Raw genomic sequence first — 17,594 nt, forward strand, 5'->3', positions numbered from 1 at the left:
TTGCTATGAATCAGTTAGGTCGTATCAACTTTTAATCTCACGCACCTCTTTGATTATTTTTAGAATGGTTTTCTCCGATATTGACATACCAGCCTTATCGGCCATTAGTTTAATTGGAGATGTGAGACCTTTAAGGAAAGGGTTTATCCCCTGCTCTTCTAACAATACACTGATGAGAATAAGGTACGAGTTTCGTTCTCTTGTGCCCAATGGCTTTTCGGTTTTGGCGAGATCTATATGTTCTTCATCTAGCGATTCCACAAAACGTGTTAGCTCATTTTTTCTAATGACAAATTGACAACTATGATCTTCAAGAGTAATCGAATCTTCAAACATCTCATCATCAGTAAGCCCAACTTGCATGATGTCAGACAGATGTCCTAAGGAATCGATTTCAGCTCTGCTTAAGTATTCTGATACATCATCACAATTTAAAAAGTCATCTATTGTTAGGCCTTTAGGGTGTAAAAAACTCTCCAATTCTTGTTCCAACATCACCATGTTTTCAAGTGTTGGCGGAGGTAAGAGGCTAATTTGAAGTTTACAGATCAACCCTTCTCGCTTTAGAAAGATCCCTGTTACTGGAGCAACTAATGGCTCTGGTCCACCAACCTCTTTTTGATAAAGCTGCTCAACATCTAAAGTCTCCATCCCAATCATGGCCAAATCCCAAATACCATCGATTAGATGCACTTTGTCGTTAAATACAAGCCACTTATTGTCTTCAACCTCCAAGAAATCATCTAAGGAAATTAGATATTCTTCATCTAAAGCCTCGTTCGTCACCAAGTCATACGCTACTGGATGGCCGTTATTGTCGATATATGGTTGAGTTATAAACTGCCCGTTTAGTGCATATGCCTGATTAAGCAATCGAACTGACAAGGTTAGTTGCTTTTCTAGTGCAAACATATATATATCAGTTAAAGAGACTTGCTCTTCCAGAGAAGATGACAAGTAATTAGCTGCCTCTCCCAACGTGAAAAACTTCTTTAATTTAAATGTTTTACTCATTTAAGTTTACTTTAAACCTATGTTCCAGCAGCAATTGAAACTAAAATTTTCCATTAGGCCAATATATAAAAAAACCAATGCAAAAAATAACTTTATGCTGCCATGACAGAATATGGCGGAAAGTATCGTAACCAATAAGAAAACGCGAATTTATTTGATAAAACTGATAGCTACATGCTTGTCGTCTCGACAATGTACCCGACCAAGAGCAGTGCCTCTACGGCAATTTAATGTTGTCATTTGCTTGGGACGCTAAACTGGAGAAACAAGAGAAACAGGAGCTTTCTAGCATTTACTTGAGGTAATGATTCATGCTTCAGCAACAATCATTTTCAACTCAAAAAAACTAGGTAGGCATGCCATTGTTACGAAGGATGCTGTCAGCAGGTATACCGAAGATATAGGGGCTAATCTAGCCATCAAACTACATGAAAGTTGGTCTCCGAATATTTGTTTTTCCTATTAGCGTTAAAGCTTGGATCTAGGTTGAGGTTTGCATCTATGAGCTCACCAGTTCCAAGGCAATCATATAAATCTCTTAGCAACGCTTTCGCTTGAGGTAAATATACGTAGCGAAATTCAGTACTTGGATAAATTTCTATATATTTTTTGACTAACTCCCCTATGCTAATACCCACCTGCTCTATCTCTTGCCACTGCATTCCATCTTTCGTACCAGAGCAATGAAGGTAGTTTATATAGATACCTAAATTTTCAATCTGTTCTTGATCTAACACTTCATCAAAAATCACTCCTTCAATAACGCTTTCACAAGTCACTAGCTCATTGGGAGATTTTTTTATATTTAGTTCAGCCCTCAGGTTATTTTGATTTATCACTTTGTTTTTCAGCAACTCTTGATACTTATTCAACTGAATATTTAGTAACCGGTCTAGCTCGCTCAAGCGCGCTTCCTTTTCTAAATGCGCAACTTGTCCTTCAAGTGCAAGACGACTTTTTTCTGCTTCTTCTTTGGTTGCTGTTAGCTCTTCTCTTGTTAACCTCAATTCTTTCATCTGCAGACGTATAGACCAAATGAGTAAACTAACAGTGGCAAAGCCCAAGATTGGGTTGAGCGTACCACCGATAAAATCACCAAACTGCGCAAAGGTTTCCTGTGTACCTAAGGAGCCTTTGAACTGAAAGAAATATAAAACCAAAATACCAATTGCTGCAAATACAACAACTATCATAGAAGCCTTCAGCAAGCTTGGAAATATATCTTTTTGATTCCTATTAGGGTTAACAGGTTGATTTGAAACTCGACCATTTTTATCACTCATATCAAATTAACCTTCAGTAGCATTAGCTGTAAAATCGTGTAAGCAATTAGCGAAAGCATCTTTCTCGCCTGTAGTATTTATCCAACCAGCACTAATACTCTCATTTAGTACAACTTTGCCATCGTTAAACACATCTGCACTCACCAAAAGATAATTAAAACTACCGGTATAAGTTTCTACTCTATAACCATTAGCACGGTTGAATTGTCGAACCTCGAAATTTGTTATACCGGAATGAGACTGTTGAAAGCCATCAGATAAACAATCAACAAAAAATTCAATCTTGTCTATCGGTATGTTGCCCAATGAAACGACAAAAAAGTCATCTTTATCACTACGGGTTGGCGCTGAGCACGCCGAAAGGAATAACAAAGCAAACAAAAGGAAAGAGAGCTGTTTCACAAATACACATCCATATGAGATTTTCATACACAATATCATTTTAGAACAATTAACCATAATCAATTATTAATCAAAGAGCTAAGCAGATAATAACTTTTTAAACGACCTCTCGTAATCACCAAAACCAGAATCCATTAGGCTTTGCTGGTGATAATCAAGCCATAGGGCAATTGCGTTATCTATCCCGAATTGACCTTCGTTCAAAGCTTGTGAGTAAAACGCAGGACTTGTAGTGAGCTTTTCTGCGTTAAACCTTTTACCTTTAATTTCTGTCAGATCCAGCTGACTATCAGGCACATATTTAAGGGAAGTGACTTTACTAAAGACTCTAGGATTAATGTGACGTCCTGATACATAACAATTACGCTTCCAGGCTTGCGCTATACATGCGGCAATATCAGCTCTACATTTCCAGTAACCATAAACCCACAATTCGCAGAAATGATAGCGGTAAATAGCTTCTTCTCCGAGCTCACCGATCTGCTCTCTCATTAAAATTAATGTATCGTATTCATCAGTCGTGTACTTCGTTGTTAACAACCAGCCATCGACTTTACTTCCACCAGCAGCGGGCAACAAGGAGTCCATCCAGTCACCAAACAACTTTGGCTGTTTGTAAAAGTGCCTAAGCTCATACAACTCATCAGTACCACCTTCCAACCACTCCAGTTTTATGCCAAAGAGCATTGCGGCAGCTTGCAACAAATTGCAATCTAACGCCTTCAGAAGTTCGGTCTCATCTTCAACTTGATGAATAGTAAGTTTATAGCCAAAAATACGAGGGATTTGCCCCCTGGCTATTCCATGCGCTTCAAAAAGTCTAATAAAGCGCTGTGCGGTATTAGTAACGATACGCTCAGGGTTACGCCACTTTTTGAACCTATCTCTCAATGAGAAAAATGCTTCGATATCACCTAATCCAACCATGGATAACTTTCCTTATCATATTTAGCCAATCTTGGAGCACTGTATATCCACCATCATATTTCATAATCAACTAGTAATGCAGCCTTATTTTATCGAGTACTATATCCTCGCATTATGCTCAGTAAATCAAGTAGGTCTTAAAGCTTATCTCATCATAATAAGCCGCCTAAATTTACCTAGCAGGGGTTGTTCCAGAGATTGAAAACGTGTAAAAGTACAACTACAAATACTTTTAAAACATAGCCTTACTAGTGGATGACCACATGACGAAAAGTGCGATAGCTCGACTGATTCAGGGGGATAAACTAAACAACAAACAACTGTGTGATACGTTTGGCTGCAGCCCTCAAGGCGGTATGAGAAAGTCTAACTCTACTCATTCACTCGTTATAGTTTCAAACCACATCAAATCTATTTACGATGATAGATGGGACATAGATACACTGCATTATACAGGGATGGGCACTAAGGGCGATCAAAGCCTAAACTTCGCTCAAAATAAAACACTTAAAAACTCTGAAACAAATGGCATATCCGTTCACCTTTTTGAAGTGTTTCGAGATCAAGAATATACCTACACTGGCGAAGTGATCCTAGTCGATGATCCATACACCGAACAACAACCTGATCAAGATGGTAATCTTCGCCAAGTCTATGTTTTCCCCCTTCAACTTAAATCTAAATTTCATAGCATTCTAGCCGAAGATAAACTGCACGTTTATGAAGTAAAACAGAAGAAAGCTAAGAGGCTTAGCATAGAGGAACTAGCTAAACGTGCGACTCAATCGACTCGCAAGGTTAGTTCTTCACTTCAAACCACCACTACCTATGACCGAAATATTTGGGTCGCTGAATATACAAAAAGATTAGCCAACGGAATATGTCAGCTGTGCCATCAACCTGCACCTTTTAATAACCAAAAAGGTGAGCCTTATCTTGAAACCCATCATATTGTATGGCTATCTCGCAATGGTATCGATACTCCAGAAAATACTGTTGCACTATGCCCTAATTGTCATAAAAAAATGCATGTGCTCGACTCAGCAAACGATGTAGCATTGCTCACCAACCGAGTAAGAAAGCTTTTAAACACCTAGAGAGTATATGAAGAAACAAATCGAAGTCGTAGCGGCCATTATTCAACGTGATGGCAAATACCTTACAGTTCAGCGTGGACCCGCAGCTTTAGATTACATAAGCCACAAATGGGAGTTTCCAGGTGGAAAGGTTGAAGCCGGTGAATCTCTTGAGGCGGCTATTGAGCGAGAATTGCAAGAGGAGCTCAAAATAAGTGTAAGCGAGCTGAAGTTACTCACTACCGTAAATCACGAATACCCCGACTTTCATATCACTATGCACTGTTTCCTTTGCCACTTAGAAACGAAGGATGTCACGCTCACTGAGCATATTGACTCGCGTTGGCTCAACAGTACTGAGCTTTGGGATGTTGATTGGGCAGCAGCGGATATCCCCGCCGTAAAGAAATTAACTTAAATAGGGTTATGTAATGATTTTGAGCCAATCTGGTTGGGCTGGAACATGGGGAGACTTTTTAAGTATCCCACAAGACCGTTTCATCAGTGCACTAAGAAGCTTCTATGCCGGGCTCCCCTGGACTAAAGAGCTATCTCCTAGCCAAGAGCATGCCTGGCACATTGAATATGATGTAATGCAGGCAACATTAACCAAAGTCATTACAGATACCAATATTGACTCAAATTTATGCTGGATAGCGTTCGAGCAAGAATTAGTAGGTGAAGGCGGAAAACGTGCTGCGGATGTTAATATCGTTTTGCCCACAGGGGACCTATTCGTTGTAGAGTTCAAGCACAAAACAGCAGCTAGCCAGCAAGAAGTCACTCGGGCGCTGTTTGATTTACAAACCATGATTAAGTTTCACAGTGAGTCCCATCAGTTGGCCGGACACTGTTATCTTGCACTCACAAGGAATGATGCACACAGCTTCGAACATGAAAGCGTCGTTTGTGATATCACCACCGATAGCATTCTTCCTAAATTGACCAAAAAACTGTGTGATTCACTTACAACACAAAATATTAATAAATACGATGTTATCAAGTGGCAGCAAGGATCAATTAATCGCCAACCCAGTATCATTCACGGCACAGTCAGAGTCTTTTTTGATAATGACATCCCTAACCTAAAAACTGATACCGGAAAAAGTATAGAGCAAGCTAGAGAGCACCTAGTTAAGCTATATCAGCATGCCAAGGACAATCAACGGCGTTACCTAGTGGTCATTAATGGACGACCAGGCGCAGGTAAAACACTGCTAGGTATGAGTGTTGTTGCTGATCTAGTGACAATGTACGGAGCCGAAACATGCAAGCCCTTATTCTTATCAGGCAACAGACCATTGGTAGAAGTGCTCCAACACACTTTAGACTTCTACGGCAAACACTCCCAAAAAGAATTACAGATAGATGGACGTAGTGTAATTCAGCACTTAATCAACTTTAAAAAATCTATTCAAAAACAAGTTAGAGAAGAGAACTTTGTCGTTTTTGATGAAGCTCAACGGGCTTGGGAAACTGTGGGCGGTGGAAGCCAGGCATCTGAACTGGACGTATTTTGTAGCTGGTTAGCACAAAAGGAATATGGTGTCCTGGTACTGCTGGTGGGAGATGGTCAAGCTATACATAATAATGAAATGTCTCTTGAAAACATGATGACCTCACTAGGTCATGCTATTCAGCCATTACGAGAGCGAATCACTCCAATTATGCCAGCTATACACGCTCATTTAGTTGAAGGAATCAAACCAAAAATAAGAGATAAGTTTTACTTAAAGACTCCCATTAGACAAAACTATACCGACGATCTTGATAGCTGGATTGAAGCTGTACTCAATGGCAACAGCAAGACGGCCTATGACATAGCAAAACCAATGCGTAATAATTACCCTCTTCGAATTACCACCAGCAAAGCAGCTGGTGATGAATTTGCGCAATCACTGCAATCTACACTGCACGAAGACAACGCAAAAATTGATGCCTTTAGAATCGGGTGGTTAAAATCGAGTAAGTACGATAAAAACAACACCGATATCGCCGAGTTAAAAGGTAATGTAGGCCCCTGGTACGTTGATGCACCTAACTCTCCAGATTCTTGCTGCCAACTACAAACCGCTTGCACAGAGTTCTCCTGCCAAGGTTTAGAGCTATCTATCGGCCTTTTTGAATGGGGACCAGATCTCCACTACCGAAACGGAGTTATGCAGTTATCACCGAACAAAGTTTATCGTAGGAAGTATGATGATTATACCTATGGCAGCTATCGAGTTTTGTTAAGCCGTGGTCGCACCGGACTGGTGGTTAAGTGCAACGATCAAGAGACATATCAATACTTGGTCAGTTGTGGGATGGAAGAGCTCCACATATAATATGTAATTATCTCCTGGACAGAGCCTTCTTTGAGCATTTAATTAATTTTAGTACCATAAAATTAACAGTAGTATGGTAGTTTCTTATTTTCGATTCGCTAGCCAAACTATCTGTTTTGGTTAGCGAATCGAAAACGAAACGAAACTTTGATTTAAGGGATTTCTTGAGTGTAAAACTGACAATGAGGCAATGCTAATCCAAGCAAAAACTTATCAGTTGTTTCAACGGATAAGACCCCATCAGACATGCTTGCAATTGTTTCACCGGCCAAAGAAGTTGCAGCCTCTTGAGGCTCCAAATAGCAGTATTGCTCCAATGGTTCAACTAAATTATCTGGAAGATAATTCTTACCCGTTACAACATACTCTCCAGTTTCGATCTGACTTCTCAAAAAAACGGTAAAACTAGTATCTATGACTTTATCAGGGTCAGTATTTGCCTTAGCAATTTCTTTCAATGACTGGCTTGTTTGTTTGTCAAAGCTTTGCACAATTGATGGAGGCGGCGTACTGAAAAAAAACAACCAGTAAATAACTACTACCATCAATACTACGATTGCAATACTAGAGGTTATTAACAAGCCAATCATAGATTTATTCAAGGTTCGTTGAGAAGAGTATAACCTTGATAACTCACCTCTTTTATCTACTTCAACATCAATTGCATCATTCACTGCTGAGAAATTTGATGTACTAAATGCCTTCTTAGGCTTCAAAACATCCATACTTATGCAACACCTTGCTTTTTATTATCAGAGAAATTGCTATTGGTTATATTTATCAGTGTTTTATCATCAGTATACAAAGGAACATGTACGATCTCTTTTTTGATAACCTCTACAGGAATATCTCTGAATACAACCTTCTCTACGGGTACCTCTTTGATCACTTCTTTAATCGTTGTCTTATATACAGGTTCTCTTGTCATTTTACGTCTATATGTAATATAACGCCTAAAGGTCATGAATAATTTAATTAGCGAATTTCTAATGCCTTTTGCACTTGGGGAACGTTCTCCTCTTTCAGGGATCGTTTTATCCCTTATAACCAATGAAGCTAGGGCTAATATGATTCCAGTAAAGGCGATTAGCAAAGCTAAAGAACCAAACCAAATGCTAGCAACAGTCATCACATCTTTTCGCCTAACATCAGCAGCACTTTCGATCCCCCAGAACCATTGAGCCATTCTGTAAACTTGATTATCGCCCACTTTCACATTAATTTGATTTCTTAGCTCGACTCTCTTGTTCTCGAGATCTAAAATTAACTTATCAATATCTGATATCACCTGACTGTTATTAGCCAGTTTTTCATAATCAGCCTTCCGTACAACCTTATTCTCGTCCTGTTGAAGCTGAAATTGCTCTTCTGTATCGAGTAGCTCTTTTTGATGCTTTACAACAATAGCCTCTATGTCTTTCTCTCGGCTGCCTACGCTTTTGCTAATTTCAACATTCAGCTTTTTAATCTCAGAATTAATAGCACTAATGCGAGTTTCAAATGCGTTTCGGATATCGCTAGAAGCCCTTTGCTGTTCGTTTCGCATTGTTGTTTGCTGACTAGTCGCGTTTAGCCCATTTAGCTTATTACGTAACTCTTCAACTATCTTGCTCTTTTTCTCTATTTTAGCGTTCCATTCTCTTTTTACTGAGCTTGAAGTAAAGAATGCGTCATCAATCTCGACTTTTGCTTCTTCTTGCATCTTTTTCAAAATGAGCTGTTCAGAAGTAAGCTGACTCTGTAATGTTCGCCTCTGGGTAGATAATTCCGTAGATGCATTCTGAATAGCAAAAGATTGCTGCTCCGCTAATCTAGTGCTCTCTTCCTTGCGTTCTTGATATACGACAGCTAACTCTGACTGTTTAGCCTCGACTTGTTGTCTAAGCGAGGTAACAAACTCCGTTTGAATACTCGCTCTAAGGCTCTGAATTCTATCTTGAATGACTAAAGACTGACTTTGACGTTGCTCAGAAATTTTAGAATGCCTTTCGTTATACTCCCTCTCAATTAACTCAGACGTAAGGTTAGCTAGTTTCTCGCGTCGTTCAATTTGCGGAGGAAGGCGCTCTTCGACATTGACTAACTCTTTCTTGTATTTATCAATACTAAAAATTAAAGACTGAAAATTTCGTTCAAAACCGTTCATTGCACTTTCGAATGTTATTAAAGCAATAAAAAGTAAACTGAAACCAAATACAACTTTCCATAACACTCGAGAGGTATGATAAAAAGCTTCTACAAAAGGAATTTTTGTTGCTTCGACAACTGCAACCATTAAGAAAGGAACCGCTGCAATGAATACATTGGTATAATCACCAAATCCCATTTTACCATTTTGATACAGTTGCACTTCAGTGAAACTAGTTACCATTGACATTAAAGCAATAGCGACCCCCATTAGGACTGCAAAAACTTCAATGACCCAAGCAAATCTATATAAGAACCTTCCTACAGTTTCTCTTTCAGGTGAAACCTCTCTAGCTTGAAAATTGGTCTGATTCAATACTATTCCTTCAGTGCTATTAGCATTCATTTTCTACTCTGATATTTTAATATTCGGTTGATAAAAACAATAATGTGATAGAGTATAAACACACAATTAATTAAATTGCCTCCAATAAGTCATCCTGATGCTCAGTATCTATATGAAAACTGCTTTATGTCACATGATAGTATTATTCTTAGTGGGTTGCTCAAGCGGAAATATTAGAACGGGCCAATCTAATGAAGAGAGTGATAGTTCAAATGAAGTATCAACTAATATTAATCCTAATAAGGAAGTACTAGGTAAAGCATCCCCTCAGAAAGTTGAACCAACAGAGCTATCTTCTCCCCAATATAAGAGGAAGTATCCACTAGGAGACATGATACATAAAACCTCAAAGGAACACTCTACCCCACTGATAACACCTAAAGAAGAAAGTAAATCGGCATTAATTATTGATGTTCCCTCCCCTATAAAACCTATTAAAAAACAGAAAAATAGTAGCTCTCAAGAATCTAGAGAAGAATCAATTACCGACGTAATTCCCGAGCTAAACGGGTCAGCCATAGAAGAGCAAAAACTACCGTCCCCTCCCCCCAGTAACAAAGAAGACCCACTCAACAACATATCAGGGCCTCAAACAGATAGTACAGCACAAGAAGCAGCGGCAGGATCACCAATTAGCGCACAGCCAAATGAAGCATTACCAATACCACTCAAAAAAGACATGGAAGAAAATGTAAAAAACAAAAGCACCAAAAAGTGGAATATACAGCGAAGAGTTTCATCAAATAAAAAAATCAAAAAGTAAATTCACCTATATTCACTTACTATGGGATGTAAATAAGCTAAAGGTTATTAAGCAGAAGAAAAACTAACCAATTTAGTTAAAAGAGTGAAACTACCAAATTAAACACTTAGAACAAGATTTTTCAAGGCTATAACCCTTGTGCTTACCAATTCTTGGAAAATCATTTAACTATTTTCAAACATTATTCCCTCCACCACACTAAAGTAACACTTAACGTAACACCTACAGCAACAAGACCAGCAAAACACACGTAAATACAACCAATTAAACCATAACCAAGAGCCCCGCCGCCTCCACCAATACTAGGTTAGCAATAACCTTCAAAGGCCGCTAAACCCCTACCAGACGGGTTTAGCGGCTTTTTTGTATCTGAAAGTTCACGACTCAACTATTCTTTGGCGCATCTGCTCAATACTCAAAACCCAGAACCCAGAACCCAGAACCCAGAACCCAGAACCCAGATATTCCGGATAACCCACCTCAAAACAGCAAGCATAAACTTGCGCTAATAACCACTCGAAGAAAGCCCGATCCCAAACTGTTGCTTGTTCATACCTTTACTCGGCGCTTTCTACGCACAACAATCTTATTTCAGGCATAAAAAAACCTGCACTTGGCAGGTTTTCATATCAAAGCAATGTTTACTGCTGAGAGTAATATTAGCTCTGTTTTTTAACGAACTTAGACTTAAGCATCATTGGGCCGTGACCATCAACTTTACAGTCAATATCGTGGTCGCCATCAACAAAACGCTTAATAACCGCTTTAGTACCTACTTTAAGTACTAACGAAGAACCCTTAACTTTAAGGTCTTTGATTAGCGTTACTTTGTCTTCTTCAGCCAATAAGTTGCCAACGGCATCCTTTAAGATGATTGCGTCTGGATCCACGATAACTTCGTTTGGATTCCATTCATGAGCACATTCAGGGCAAACTAAGTTTGAGCCATCTTCGTATACGTAGATTGACTCACATTTTGGGCATGGTGGGATAGCGCTCATGGCATTTTCTCTTTAATAAATAATTTGTTGAACCACGCTTAAATACCCCATTACAGAAATGGGCCTTTAAAAGGATTCACCGCTAAAGACGCATTATAATAAAAATTTCGAATATCAGCTAGGTTCAAAAAGTCGTCTTGTGAACACGTCTCACTTTGAGGGTGGCCTTGCGTGATCAAGATAACGAAATCACCGCGAATAGATTAAGTGATATACAATTTATCAGCGTGACAATGATTTTTTAGTCTGACATAAATCAAAACTCAGGATTTTGATCACAAGTAACGGCAGAGATTGATGCTGCTCTCACTGAATGCTTTAATCATTTTTGGTGGCAACTAGCTTTTCTACATTTCATTTTAAGATTAGCAGTAAAGGTATACATTCAAGGTTCGCTCTGTGATTAATTATCTCGAGCAACAAAGAGCCAAAATAGAAAAAGGCTTACTATCAAAGTAAGCCCTAGATATGAGTGAAAAGCGCGTCGAGGTAAGCTGTCACATATTACAATAACAGGCTTTGCCTGATCCCTCGTTGACCACGGTTCAAGCCCAGAACGCCGCAGTTGCTGCTCTTAGAGCTGTGACCTTTACCTTACACAAACAGCTAACCTTCGCACTTACTCAAACACACAGACTCAAAAATGCTCAGCTAACCTTCTTACTACTTACTTACAAAAACAGTCACTTTCTAAAATACGCTTTTCATTATTCAGTATAGTCGCTATTCGCTTTACTGTAGTGGCTGTAGACAATATTTATAACGAAATAAGTCCATTTAATAACAGGCGTAAATTAGCTCATTGTTTTAATACACTTTCAGCCCTAGAGCGTTTTCATATATTGTTTCAATGTGATCCCAAATTGACTCTTAAAGCGTTGACTAAAACGCGTTTCAGATTGATAGCCACAGCGTATTGCTAACTCTAACTGTGAGATAAAAGGCTCATTTCGATGGCTTGCTGTTTGGATTATACCAATAGCATGCAACATTCTGACTTCGGCCAAAATCACTTTAAATGAGGTTGTCTCTTTGCTCAATCGTCGCATAAAGGTGGCTTGGCTCATAGCGAAGCGGCCGCACGTATTGTCTATAGTGTGATGACTTGCGGGTTCTGCTGACAAATAGCGGCTCACTTTTTCTCTTAAAGACAATGCATTGCTTTCAAAAAGCTTTGATAACGCCCCGACTTCATTAAGCTGTAAATAGAAGGCATCTAAATAACACTGTTGTACATCAGGGCTTAAATTCTGCTCTGACATCGCAATGAGTTGCGAAAAGGAAAAGTTCAAACCATCACTCACCGTTAAGCTTGGTTCTGATGAGAATAAAACTGAATTATGCTCTGTTGCAGCGATCTGCTGTAGTACTTTTTCTGATGGCAAAGACCGGAACAACAACTGAATCGATTGAAACTTATTCTGATATGGTTGATTAACAAAAGTCAGTGTTTGGTTCGCAGAAGTAAGCAGCCATTGGTTACGACTAAATGTATGTGTTTCTCCCTGCCACACCATGGTTTTCATGCCTGAAGTCACCGCAATAATACTCGGGGCATACATGGGAACATTTCGTAGCGCTTGTGATTTTTGGCCTTGGAAACGTTCAACTTTAACTAATGATGTCACCCTAGGTCATTCTCCTGTTAACGATTTAGCCTGTGGGTCACATCACGATGAATAGACCCACATTTTTTATTAACTCACGTGCGCTCGGCTAACGTACATAAGTTGCAGTTAGCACTGCTTTATCTATTGCCATTTTATTGAGTGTAAAACCAACCACTGCTGGGGATATATCACTAGGTAGATCAATTTTCGCCTCTGGTAAGGCCCAAATAGTAAATTGATAACGATGCATACCGTCTCCCTTTGGAGGGCACACGCCACCGAAACCTGGCTTACCATAATCGGTTCGGGTTTCATCGCCAACAACTAGTTTACCCGAAGCCCCTTGGGGCAATGATGTGGTGGTTGTGGGAATATTCAGTACAGTCCAATGCCACCAGCCACTTCCTGTTGGTGCATCAGGGTCGAATGCAGTAATCGCAAAACTTTTGGTACCGTTAGGTGCATCACTCCATGCCAATTGCGGTGATTTATTTCCCCCGCTACAGCCCATACCATTGTATTCAAACGTTGACGACATCAACTGACCTTCATGGATATCACTGCTCGTTAGCTCTAACGCATAACTGTTGGCTGTGAAGGCAATTAAAGCAATAGATAAAGCGAACTGTTTCATCGTTCATATCCTAGATAACTTAATGAGTAGGCATCTAGTTTAGCGAATTAGCGCCGTTTTAATTCACTATAACTATCATTACCGGTAGCTTATAACCAATAAATGATAGTTTTAGTTTTATTTCTAGTTTCAGTTTTGTAGCTTAAAAATCAGCTGCTTAATTTTCAACCTACCCAATAAAGCCGATCACTTAATGCTAAATCCCTGACTATTGATATAAGCTCGCATAAAGGGTCTCGACTCTTTATTTAGTGTCGATGTGATCTGCTCTGACCACGAAACCTGTTTGTTGTTGCTACTTCGAGCGGCGTAATACTCTCTAACATGTTGGTCATAATCTGCAAGAGCTAACTTGTCCATCGCTTGATAGCGCTCTTGATGGACCACAATACTTAGCGGCAAGCGAGGTTTGGTTTCAGGCACTTTTGCCGGATAGCCCAAGCACATTCCAAATAAAGGCAGCACGTTTTTAGGCAGTTCTAAAAGCGCTGTGACCTGCTCGGGATCGTTGCGGATCCCACCAATATAGACGCCACCGAGCCCTAATGACTCGGCCGCAATAATTGCATTTTGAGCCATTAATCCGGTATCGATAGCCCCTATTAAGGTTTGTTCAGTGAAACCTAATTGTGCATCTGGGTGAATTTGTTGATGGCGGTTGAAATCAGCACAGAACACTAAGAACTCTGCAGCGGATTCAACATAACTTTGCCCACCTGCGAGCTTAGCCAGCTGCGCCCTAACCTCTAGATCGCTCACTCTTATAATGCTGCTGCATTGGATAAAACTAGAGCTAGATGCAGCATTAGCACAACGCAAAATCTGTTCAAGCTTTGGCGCTTCGATAGCCTGCTCAGTAAAATGCCTAATTGATCGGTGTTGTAAAATTGTTTCTATCGTTTGATTCATATTCAGTACATTCTCTTGTGAGCAAAAACTTAGCAGTGATGAGCCTCTCGCCTGTAATAAAAGATTGGTATTCAATAAGTAGCTACATAGGTTAGTCATCCACTACGGGGCTTAAAATCTAAGCTTTGGAAAAAAATCGATAATTTCATAACAGCAACATCAAAAGCTTAACTAAAATTAAATGTAATTCATAATTATTGACCAAGATGCCACTTACGGAATAACGTAGTAAATATGGAACGGAGATCACATTCTGCCATCTCGGTCAGCCATTATTAGTCATGGAGTATTCTGATGCGAAACCTCGAATTATATAGCACTGCCTCTATCGATCACCTTATGTGGTCAACCAAAGAGTATGAAACTAATCTCAACGAGTCAGCCCTGTCTATCTTTACAGATTTTGATCACTCTCAGCCTATGGTTGTGGACTCCTCAACGACAGCGATTAATACCGCTGAGATTATGGAAAAAACCCATGCATTTATGCGTCTAGTGGTAGATAAAGATAATAAATTTCTCGGTGTCATTAGTAAGTATGAACTATCCCCACACAAGATGATGAAACTTGCCGCCAAACATTCAATGCATATTAATGAGTTACAAGTTACCGACATGATGGTAGCAAAGGATGATTTAATGGCGTTAGATTATCGAGAGGTATTGACGGCCAAGGTCAGCGATGTAGTCAGAACGCTACAAGAAAATGGCTTACATCATATGTTGGTTATCGACCATCAGTTGCACCACATACGTGGGCTTATTTCGGCTAATGATGTGGCCAGAAAGCTCAAGGTGCCGATTAATATCCAAAAGCCACCTTCATTTATGCAGATTTTTAAAGCCACAAAATAGTCTTAGGCCCCAAGCCTATTCATATAGCGATACCGACTTGTGCCAGACGTGACTCAATACAAACGTTAATGAGTGGCAATGGTAATTAATCCAAACGGTGGTGAGTCTAGCCATTAGTCAAATTAGGTTAACCTCAACCTATATCAACATATGAGCCTTAGCCAAAGTAAGTTGTATTAGTCGTATTCGACGTACTTTGACTAAGGCCTCAAGCCTACTCCCTCAAGCAAATAGCAGTACAGCGTGCGCTATATTTAATTTGCACCACGAAACAATTAAAGGCTATGCTGGGTACGTTAGCGTTATGTAGATCTTTGCCTGAAATCATACATTCCTGACCTATGAGGAGTCATGCATTGACCTTCTTATCTCCCCTGCGAGCATTTTCGACTCTGAGCGTAGCTAGCGTGCTGGTTTGCATTCCCTTCTCCTCCTTGGCAGATCAATGGCACTTTAGTTTTGATAATGACGTGGTTATTGGCCAAGATGGTGATTACTCCAATGGCTTTGTCTTTGGCTGGCAAGCGTTGCCTCAAACTGACTTTACTCAAGCTCCTTGGCCATTTAGTTGGCAACAAAGTTTGCGCCTAGCCAGTCATAGCAATACCGCCCAGTGGGGAGCTAAGGTCTACCAAAGGATGTGGACCCCAACAGAGATAGAGTTTGACTATGCTCAGCCCCATGAACGCCCTTATGCTGGTCTACTAGAGCTTGAAAGCTTTACGGGAAGTTTTAGTCAATCATTAGCGCAAAAGAATTGGTTTAGCATTGGCGTTATCGGGCCGGCATCAGGTGCCCAGGCCATGCAAGAGGTAGTACATAAAACAACCGCGTCAACACCTCCTAAAGGCTGGCAATATCAGGTCGAAAATCAACTGACCGTACAACTGGCTTATGAAGTGGACCTATTGGCACTGCGACGACAAGCCACTGATGATAGCCAGTGGGAACTCAGCGGTTACAGCCATAATATGCTCGGTAATTTTCGTTCAGAAGCTAACTTAGGCTTTACGCTGCGCTGGGGCGATGACTTAGCCAAAACATTTGGCCAGCTCAGTAGCCAAGCTGGCCATTTGGGTCAATATAGCACTAGCGCCCGTCAACATGGCAGCTGGACGGTATATGCACGTGCGCAGGCGGGTTACCGTTTTAATGATCTGACCATCGACGGTGACCTTCCCTACGATTCCTATATACAGATAAAACATCAACAAGCCCGAGCAAGTACAGGGGTTATCTGGGCATTCCCTACTTGGTCAGTTAGCTGGAGTTTCGATTTATATTCTAAAGAGTACCAATCAGATCCCGATAAATGGCACGGATATGGAGTGCTTAGTTACAGTTTTTTACTATAACTCAAATCAGCTAGCTCAATCAGCAGCACACTTCAGTTAAGCGCCCTTATCGTTTAACGGAAGCTGCATTGCGGTAATTAAAAGCTAAAGGCCCAGCCTATTTGTGGCCCCTTTTCAATAAAGTCCATTTCATATTTAACACCATCGACTTCTGAATCATTGCCAATCTGTAAATAGCGGTAGCCAACCCATACATTATGCAGGTGTCCAAACCGATATAGAGCCGATGCATTGAAGCCGTAATCACGGTCATTGTCGCCATAGATTTTGGTATCAGCCCCTACTGATAACCCCCATGACTCCGTCACCCAATATCGATACGTGGCCCCTACTAACCAATCAAAAAGGTGTTCATCAGCAACAGGAACCGACGTATTAATATTAATCAGCCCATCATTACTCAGGGGTTTTACGTTAAGATCTATTTTACTAAACACATGGCGGACACCAGTAAATAGCCGCAGGCCAGGGGTCACTTCATAGCCCGCTAAAAAATCGTTAACAGCCAAATGCATATCGGTTTCAACATTGTGTCCCGGTGAGATAATACCACCGGTGATCGGGCCTTTAAGGCCTTCTGTTTGGCTATCACTTTTAATCCTTAAGTAATTAACTCTAAGGCTATAGAGCCAATCTCCTTTTTGCGCATACAACTCCCCAATAACACCAAAGTTCAAGTTATCAATAATATTCTTAAACGGCACATCAATATCGACTCTTTCTCTGTCAGCAGAAATAGAACCTGAAATATCCGGTGCCCAAACCATTGGGAAGGCGATTAAATAGCTCCACTCATCTTTGCCCTCGTCATACGAATCAGGACCAAGCTCATACTCTTCACTCGCAAAGGCCGCGAAGTGAGTCATTAGCATGAGCAATACCATAGAAAGCTTTTTCACCAACAA

Annotated in this window: 17 protein-coding genes; 6 read left to right on the top strand and 11 right to left on the bottom strand. The window is 40.3% G+C overall.

Translation table 11 applies throughout. From position 1 onward, the window contains the following. Positions 1–24 precede the first annotated feature (24 nt). The 4 genes from ACVBIL_RS11755 to ACVBIL_RS11770 form a co-directional block, all read right to left on the bottom strand. A complete protein-coding gene (locus ACVBIL_RS11755) occupies positions 25–1,014 on the bottom strand; it encodes a hypothetical protein (RefSeq protein WP_447163778.1) in 990 nt (329 codons plus the stop codon). Positions 1,015–1,433: 419 nt separating this feature from the next. Next, a complete protein-coding gene (locus ACVBIL_RS11760; protein WP_447163777.1) occupies positions 1,434–2,297 on the bottom strand; it encodes a hypothetical protein in 864 nt (287 codons plus the stop codon). Between the two features lie 6 nt (positions 2,298–2,303). Next, complete coding sequence (locus ACVBIL_RS11765) at positions 2,304–2,699, bottom strand: hypothetical protein (protein WP_447163776.1); 396 nt, start codon at positions 2,697–2,699, stop codon at positions 2,304–2,306. Positions 2,700–2,777: 78 nt separating this feature from the next. Further along, positions 2,778–3,626, bottom strand: a complete 849-nt coding sequence (locus ACVBIL_RS11770; RefSeq protein WP_447163775.1) for a hypothetical protein — start codon at positions 3,624–3,626, stop codon at positions 2,778–2,780. A 263-nt stretch (positions 3,627–3,889) separates the two neighbouring features. Between ACVBIL_RS11770 and ACVBIL_RS11775 the strand changes: the two genes are divergently transcribed. The 3 genes from ACVBIL_RS11775 to ACVBIL_RS11785 are packed head-to-tail and all read left to right on the top strand — an operon-like array spanning position 3,890 to position 7,029. Next, the gene (locus ACVBIL_RS11775) at positions 3,890–4,723 is read left to right on the top strand and encodes an HNH endonuclease (RefSeq protein ID WP_447163774.1); all 834 of its coding nucleotides are present in this window, start codon (positions 3,890–3,892) and stop codon (positions 4,721–4,723) included. A 7-nt stretch (positions 4,724–4,730) separates the two neighbouring features. Next, positions 4,731–5,120 (top strand): (deoxy)nucleoside triphosphate pyrophosphohydrolase, encoded by a 390-nt coding sequence (locus tag ACVBIL_RS11780; protein WP_447163773.1) that lies wholly within the window; start codon positions 4,731–4,733, stop codon positions 5,118–5,120. A gap of 13 nt (positions 5,121–5,133) precedes the next feature. After that, positions 5,134–7,029 carry a DNA/RNA helicase domain-containing protein gene (locus ACVBIL_RS11785; RefSeq protein ID WP_447163772.1) on the top strand — a complete coding sequence of 632 codons (1,896 nt, stop codon included), beginning with the start codon at positions 5,134–5,136 and terminating at the stop codon, positions 7,027–7,029. A 152-nt stretch (positions 7,030–7,181) separates the two neighbouring features. On the opposite strand, the gene ACVBIL_RS11790 is transcribed toward ACVBIL_RS11785, so the two are convergent. Together ACVBIL_RS11790 and ACVBIL_RS11795 are read right to left on the bottom strand one after the other, a co-directional pair. Beyond that, the gene (locus tag ACVBIL_RS11790) at positions 7,182–7,754 is read right to left on the bottom strand and encodes a hypothetical protein (protein ID WP_447163771.1); all 573 of its coding nucleotides are present in this window, start codon (positions 7,752–7,754) and stop codon (positions 7,182–7,184) included. 2 nt (positions 7,755–7,756) lie between these two features. Next, positions 7,757–9,532: a hypothetical protein gene (locus tag ACVBIL_RS11795; protein ID WP_447167168.1), complete on the bottom strand. Its 1,776-nt coding sequence runs from the start codon at positions 9,530–9,532 to the stop codon at positions 7,757–7,759. Between the two features lie 142 nt (positions 9,533–9,674). Here ACVBIL_RS11795 and ACVBIL_RS11800 point away from each other — a divergent pair, with 142 nt between their 5' ends. After that, positions 9,675–10,325 (top strand): hypothetical protein, encoded by a 651-nt coding sequence (locus tag ACVBIL_RS11800; RefSeq protein ID WP_447163769.1) that lies wholly within the window; start codon positions 9,675–9,677, stop codon positions 10,323–10,325. A gap of 659 nt (positions 10,326–10,984) precedes the next feature. Here ACVBIL_RS11800 and ACVBIL_RS11805 read toward each other — a convergent pair. The 4 genes from ACVBIL_RS11805 to nfsA form a co-directional block, all read right to left on the bottom strand. Then, on the bottom strand, positions 10,985–11,326 hold the full coding sequence (locus ACVBIL_RS11805) for a zinc ribbon domain-containing protein YjdM (protein WP_447167169.1): 342 nt from the start codon (positions 11,324–11,326) through the stop codon (positions 10,985–10,987). An 824-nt stretch (positions 11,327–12,150) separates the two neighbouring features. Continuing rightward, entirely contained in the window at positions 12,151–12,954 is an 804-nt protein-coding gene (locus tag ACVBIL_RS11810; protein ID WP_447167170.1) for a helix-turn-helix domain-containing protein, read from the bottom strand. A gap of 88 nt (positions 12,955–13,042) precedes the next feature. Next, entirely contained in the window at positions 13,043–13,570 is a 528-nt protein-coding gene (locus ACVBIL_RS11815; RefSeq protein ID WP_447167171.1) for a YbhB/YbcL family Raf kinase inhibitor-like protein, read from the bottom strand. A 186-nt stretch (positions 13,571–13,756) separates the two neighbouring features. Beyond that, complete coding sequence (nfsA, locus tag ACVBIL_RS11820; RefSeq protein ID WP_447167172.1) at positions 13,757–14,479, bottom strand: oxygen-insensitive NADPH nitroreductase; 723 nt, start codon at positions 14,477–14,479, stop codon at positions 13,757–13,759. Positions 14,480–14,773: 294 nt separating this feature from the next. Between nfsA and ACVBIL_RS11825 the strand changes: the two genes are divergently transcribed. After that, positions 14,774–15,334, top strand: coding sequence for a CBS domain-containing protein (locus ACVBIL_RS11825; protein WP_447167173.1), 561 nt, complete (start codon positions 14,774–14,776; stop codon positions 15,332–15,334). A gap of 356 nt (positions 15,335–15,690) precedes the next feature. After that, positions 15,691–16,689: a lipid A deacylase LpxR family protein gene (locus ACVBIL_RS11830; RefSeq protein ID WP_447167174.1), complete on the top strand. Its 999-nt coding sequence runs from the start codon at positions 15,691–15,693 to the stop codon at positions 16,687–16,689. Positions 16,690–16,766: 77 nt separating this feature from the next. Here ACVBIL_RS11830 and ACVBIL_RS11835 read toward each other — a convergent pair whose 3' ends face one another. Continuing rightward, positions 16,767–17,588: a hypothetical protein gene (locus tag ACVBIL_RS11835; RefSeq protein WP_447167175.1), complete on the bottom strand. Its 822-nt coding sequence runs from the start codon at positions 17,586–17,588 to the stop codon at positions 16,767–16,769. Positions 17,589–17,594: the final 6 nt, after the last annotated feature.

This window comes from Shewanella sp. 125m-7, from assembly GCF_052977045.1.

What these genes read in the sequence shown, in the direction of transcription:
- ACVBIL_RS11805 (WP_447167169.1), bottom strand. Translation starts at nt 11,326, where the DNA reads ATGAGCGCTATCCCACCATGCCCAAAATGTGAGTCAATCTACGTATAC.
- ACVBIL_RS11815 (WP_447167171.1), bottom strand. Translation starts at nt 13,570, where the DNA reads ATGAAACAGTTCGCTTTATCTATTGCTTTAATTGCCTTCACAGCCAAC.
- ACVBIL_RS11780 (WP_447163773.1), top strand. Translation starts at nt 4,731, where the DNA reads ATGAAGAAACAAATCGAAGTCGTAGCGGCCATTATTCAACGTGATGGC.
- ACVBIL_RS11785 (WP_447163772.1), top strand. Translation starts at nt 5,134, where the DNA reads ATGATTTTGAGCCAATCTGGTTGGGCTGGAACATGGGGAGACTTTTTA.
- ACVBIL_RS11755 (WP_447163778.1), bottom strand. Translation starts at nt 1,014, where the DNA reads ATGAGTAAAACATTTAAATTAAAGAAGTTTTTCACGTTGGGAGAGGCA.
- ACVBIL_RS11775 (WP_447163774.1), top strand. Translation starts at nt 3,890, where the DNA reads ATGACGAAAAGTGCGATAGCTCGACTGATTCAGGGGGATAAACTAAAC.
- ACVBIL_RS11800 (WP_447163769.1), top strand. Translation starts at nt 9,675, where the DNA reads ATGAAAACTGCTTTATGTCACATGATAGTATTATTCTTAGTGGGTTGC.
- ACVBIL_RS11790 (WP_447163771.1), bottom strand. Translation starts at nt 7,754, where the DNA reads ATGGATGTTTTGAAGCCTAAGAAGGCATTTAGTACATCAAATTTCTCA.
- ACVBIL_RS11760 (WP_447163777.1), bottom strand. Translation starts at nt 2,297, where the DNA reads ATGAGTGATAAAAATGGTCGAGTTTCAAATCAACCTGTTAACCCTAAT.
- ACVBIL_RS11770 (WP_447163775.1), bottom strand. Translation starts at nt 3,626, where the DNA reads ATGGTTGGATTAGGTGATATCGAAGCATTTTTCTCATTGAGAGATAGG.
- nfsA (WP_447167172.1), bottom strand. Translation starts at nt 14,479, where the DNA reads ATGAATCAAACGATAGAAACAATTTTACAACACCGATCAATTAGGCAT.
- ACVBIL_RS11825 (WP_447167173.1), top strand. Translation starts at nt 14,774, where the DNA reads ATGCGAAACCTCGAATTATATAGCACTGCCTCTATCGATCACCTTATG.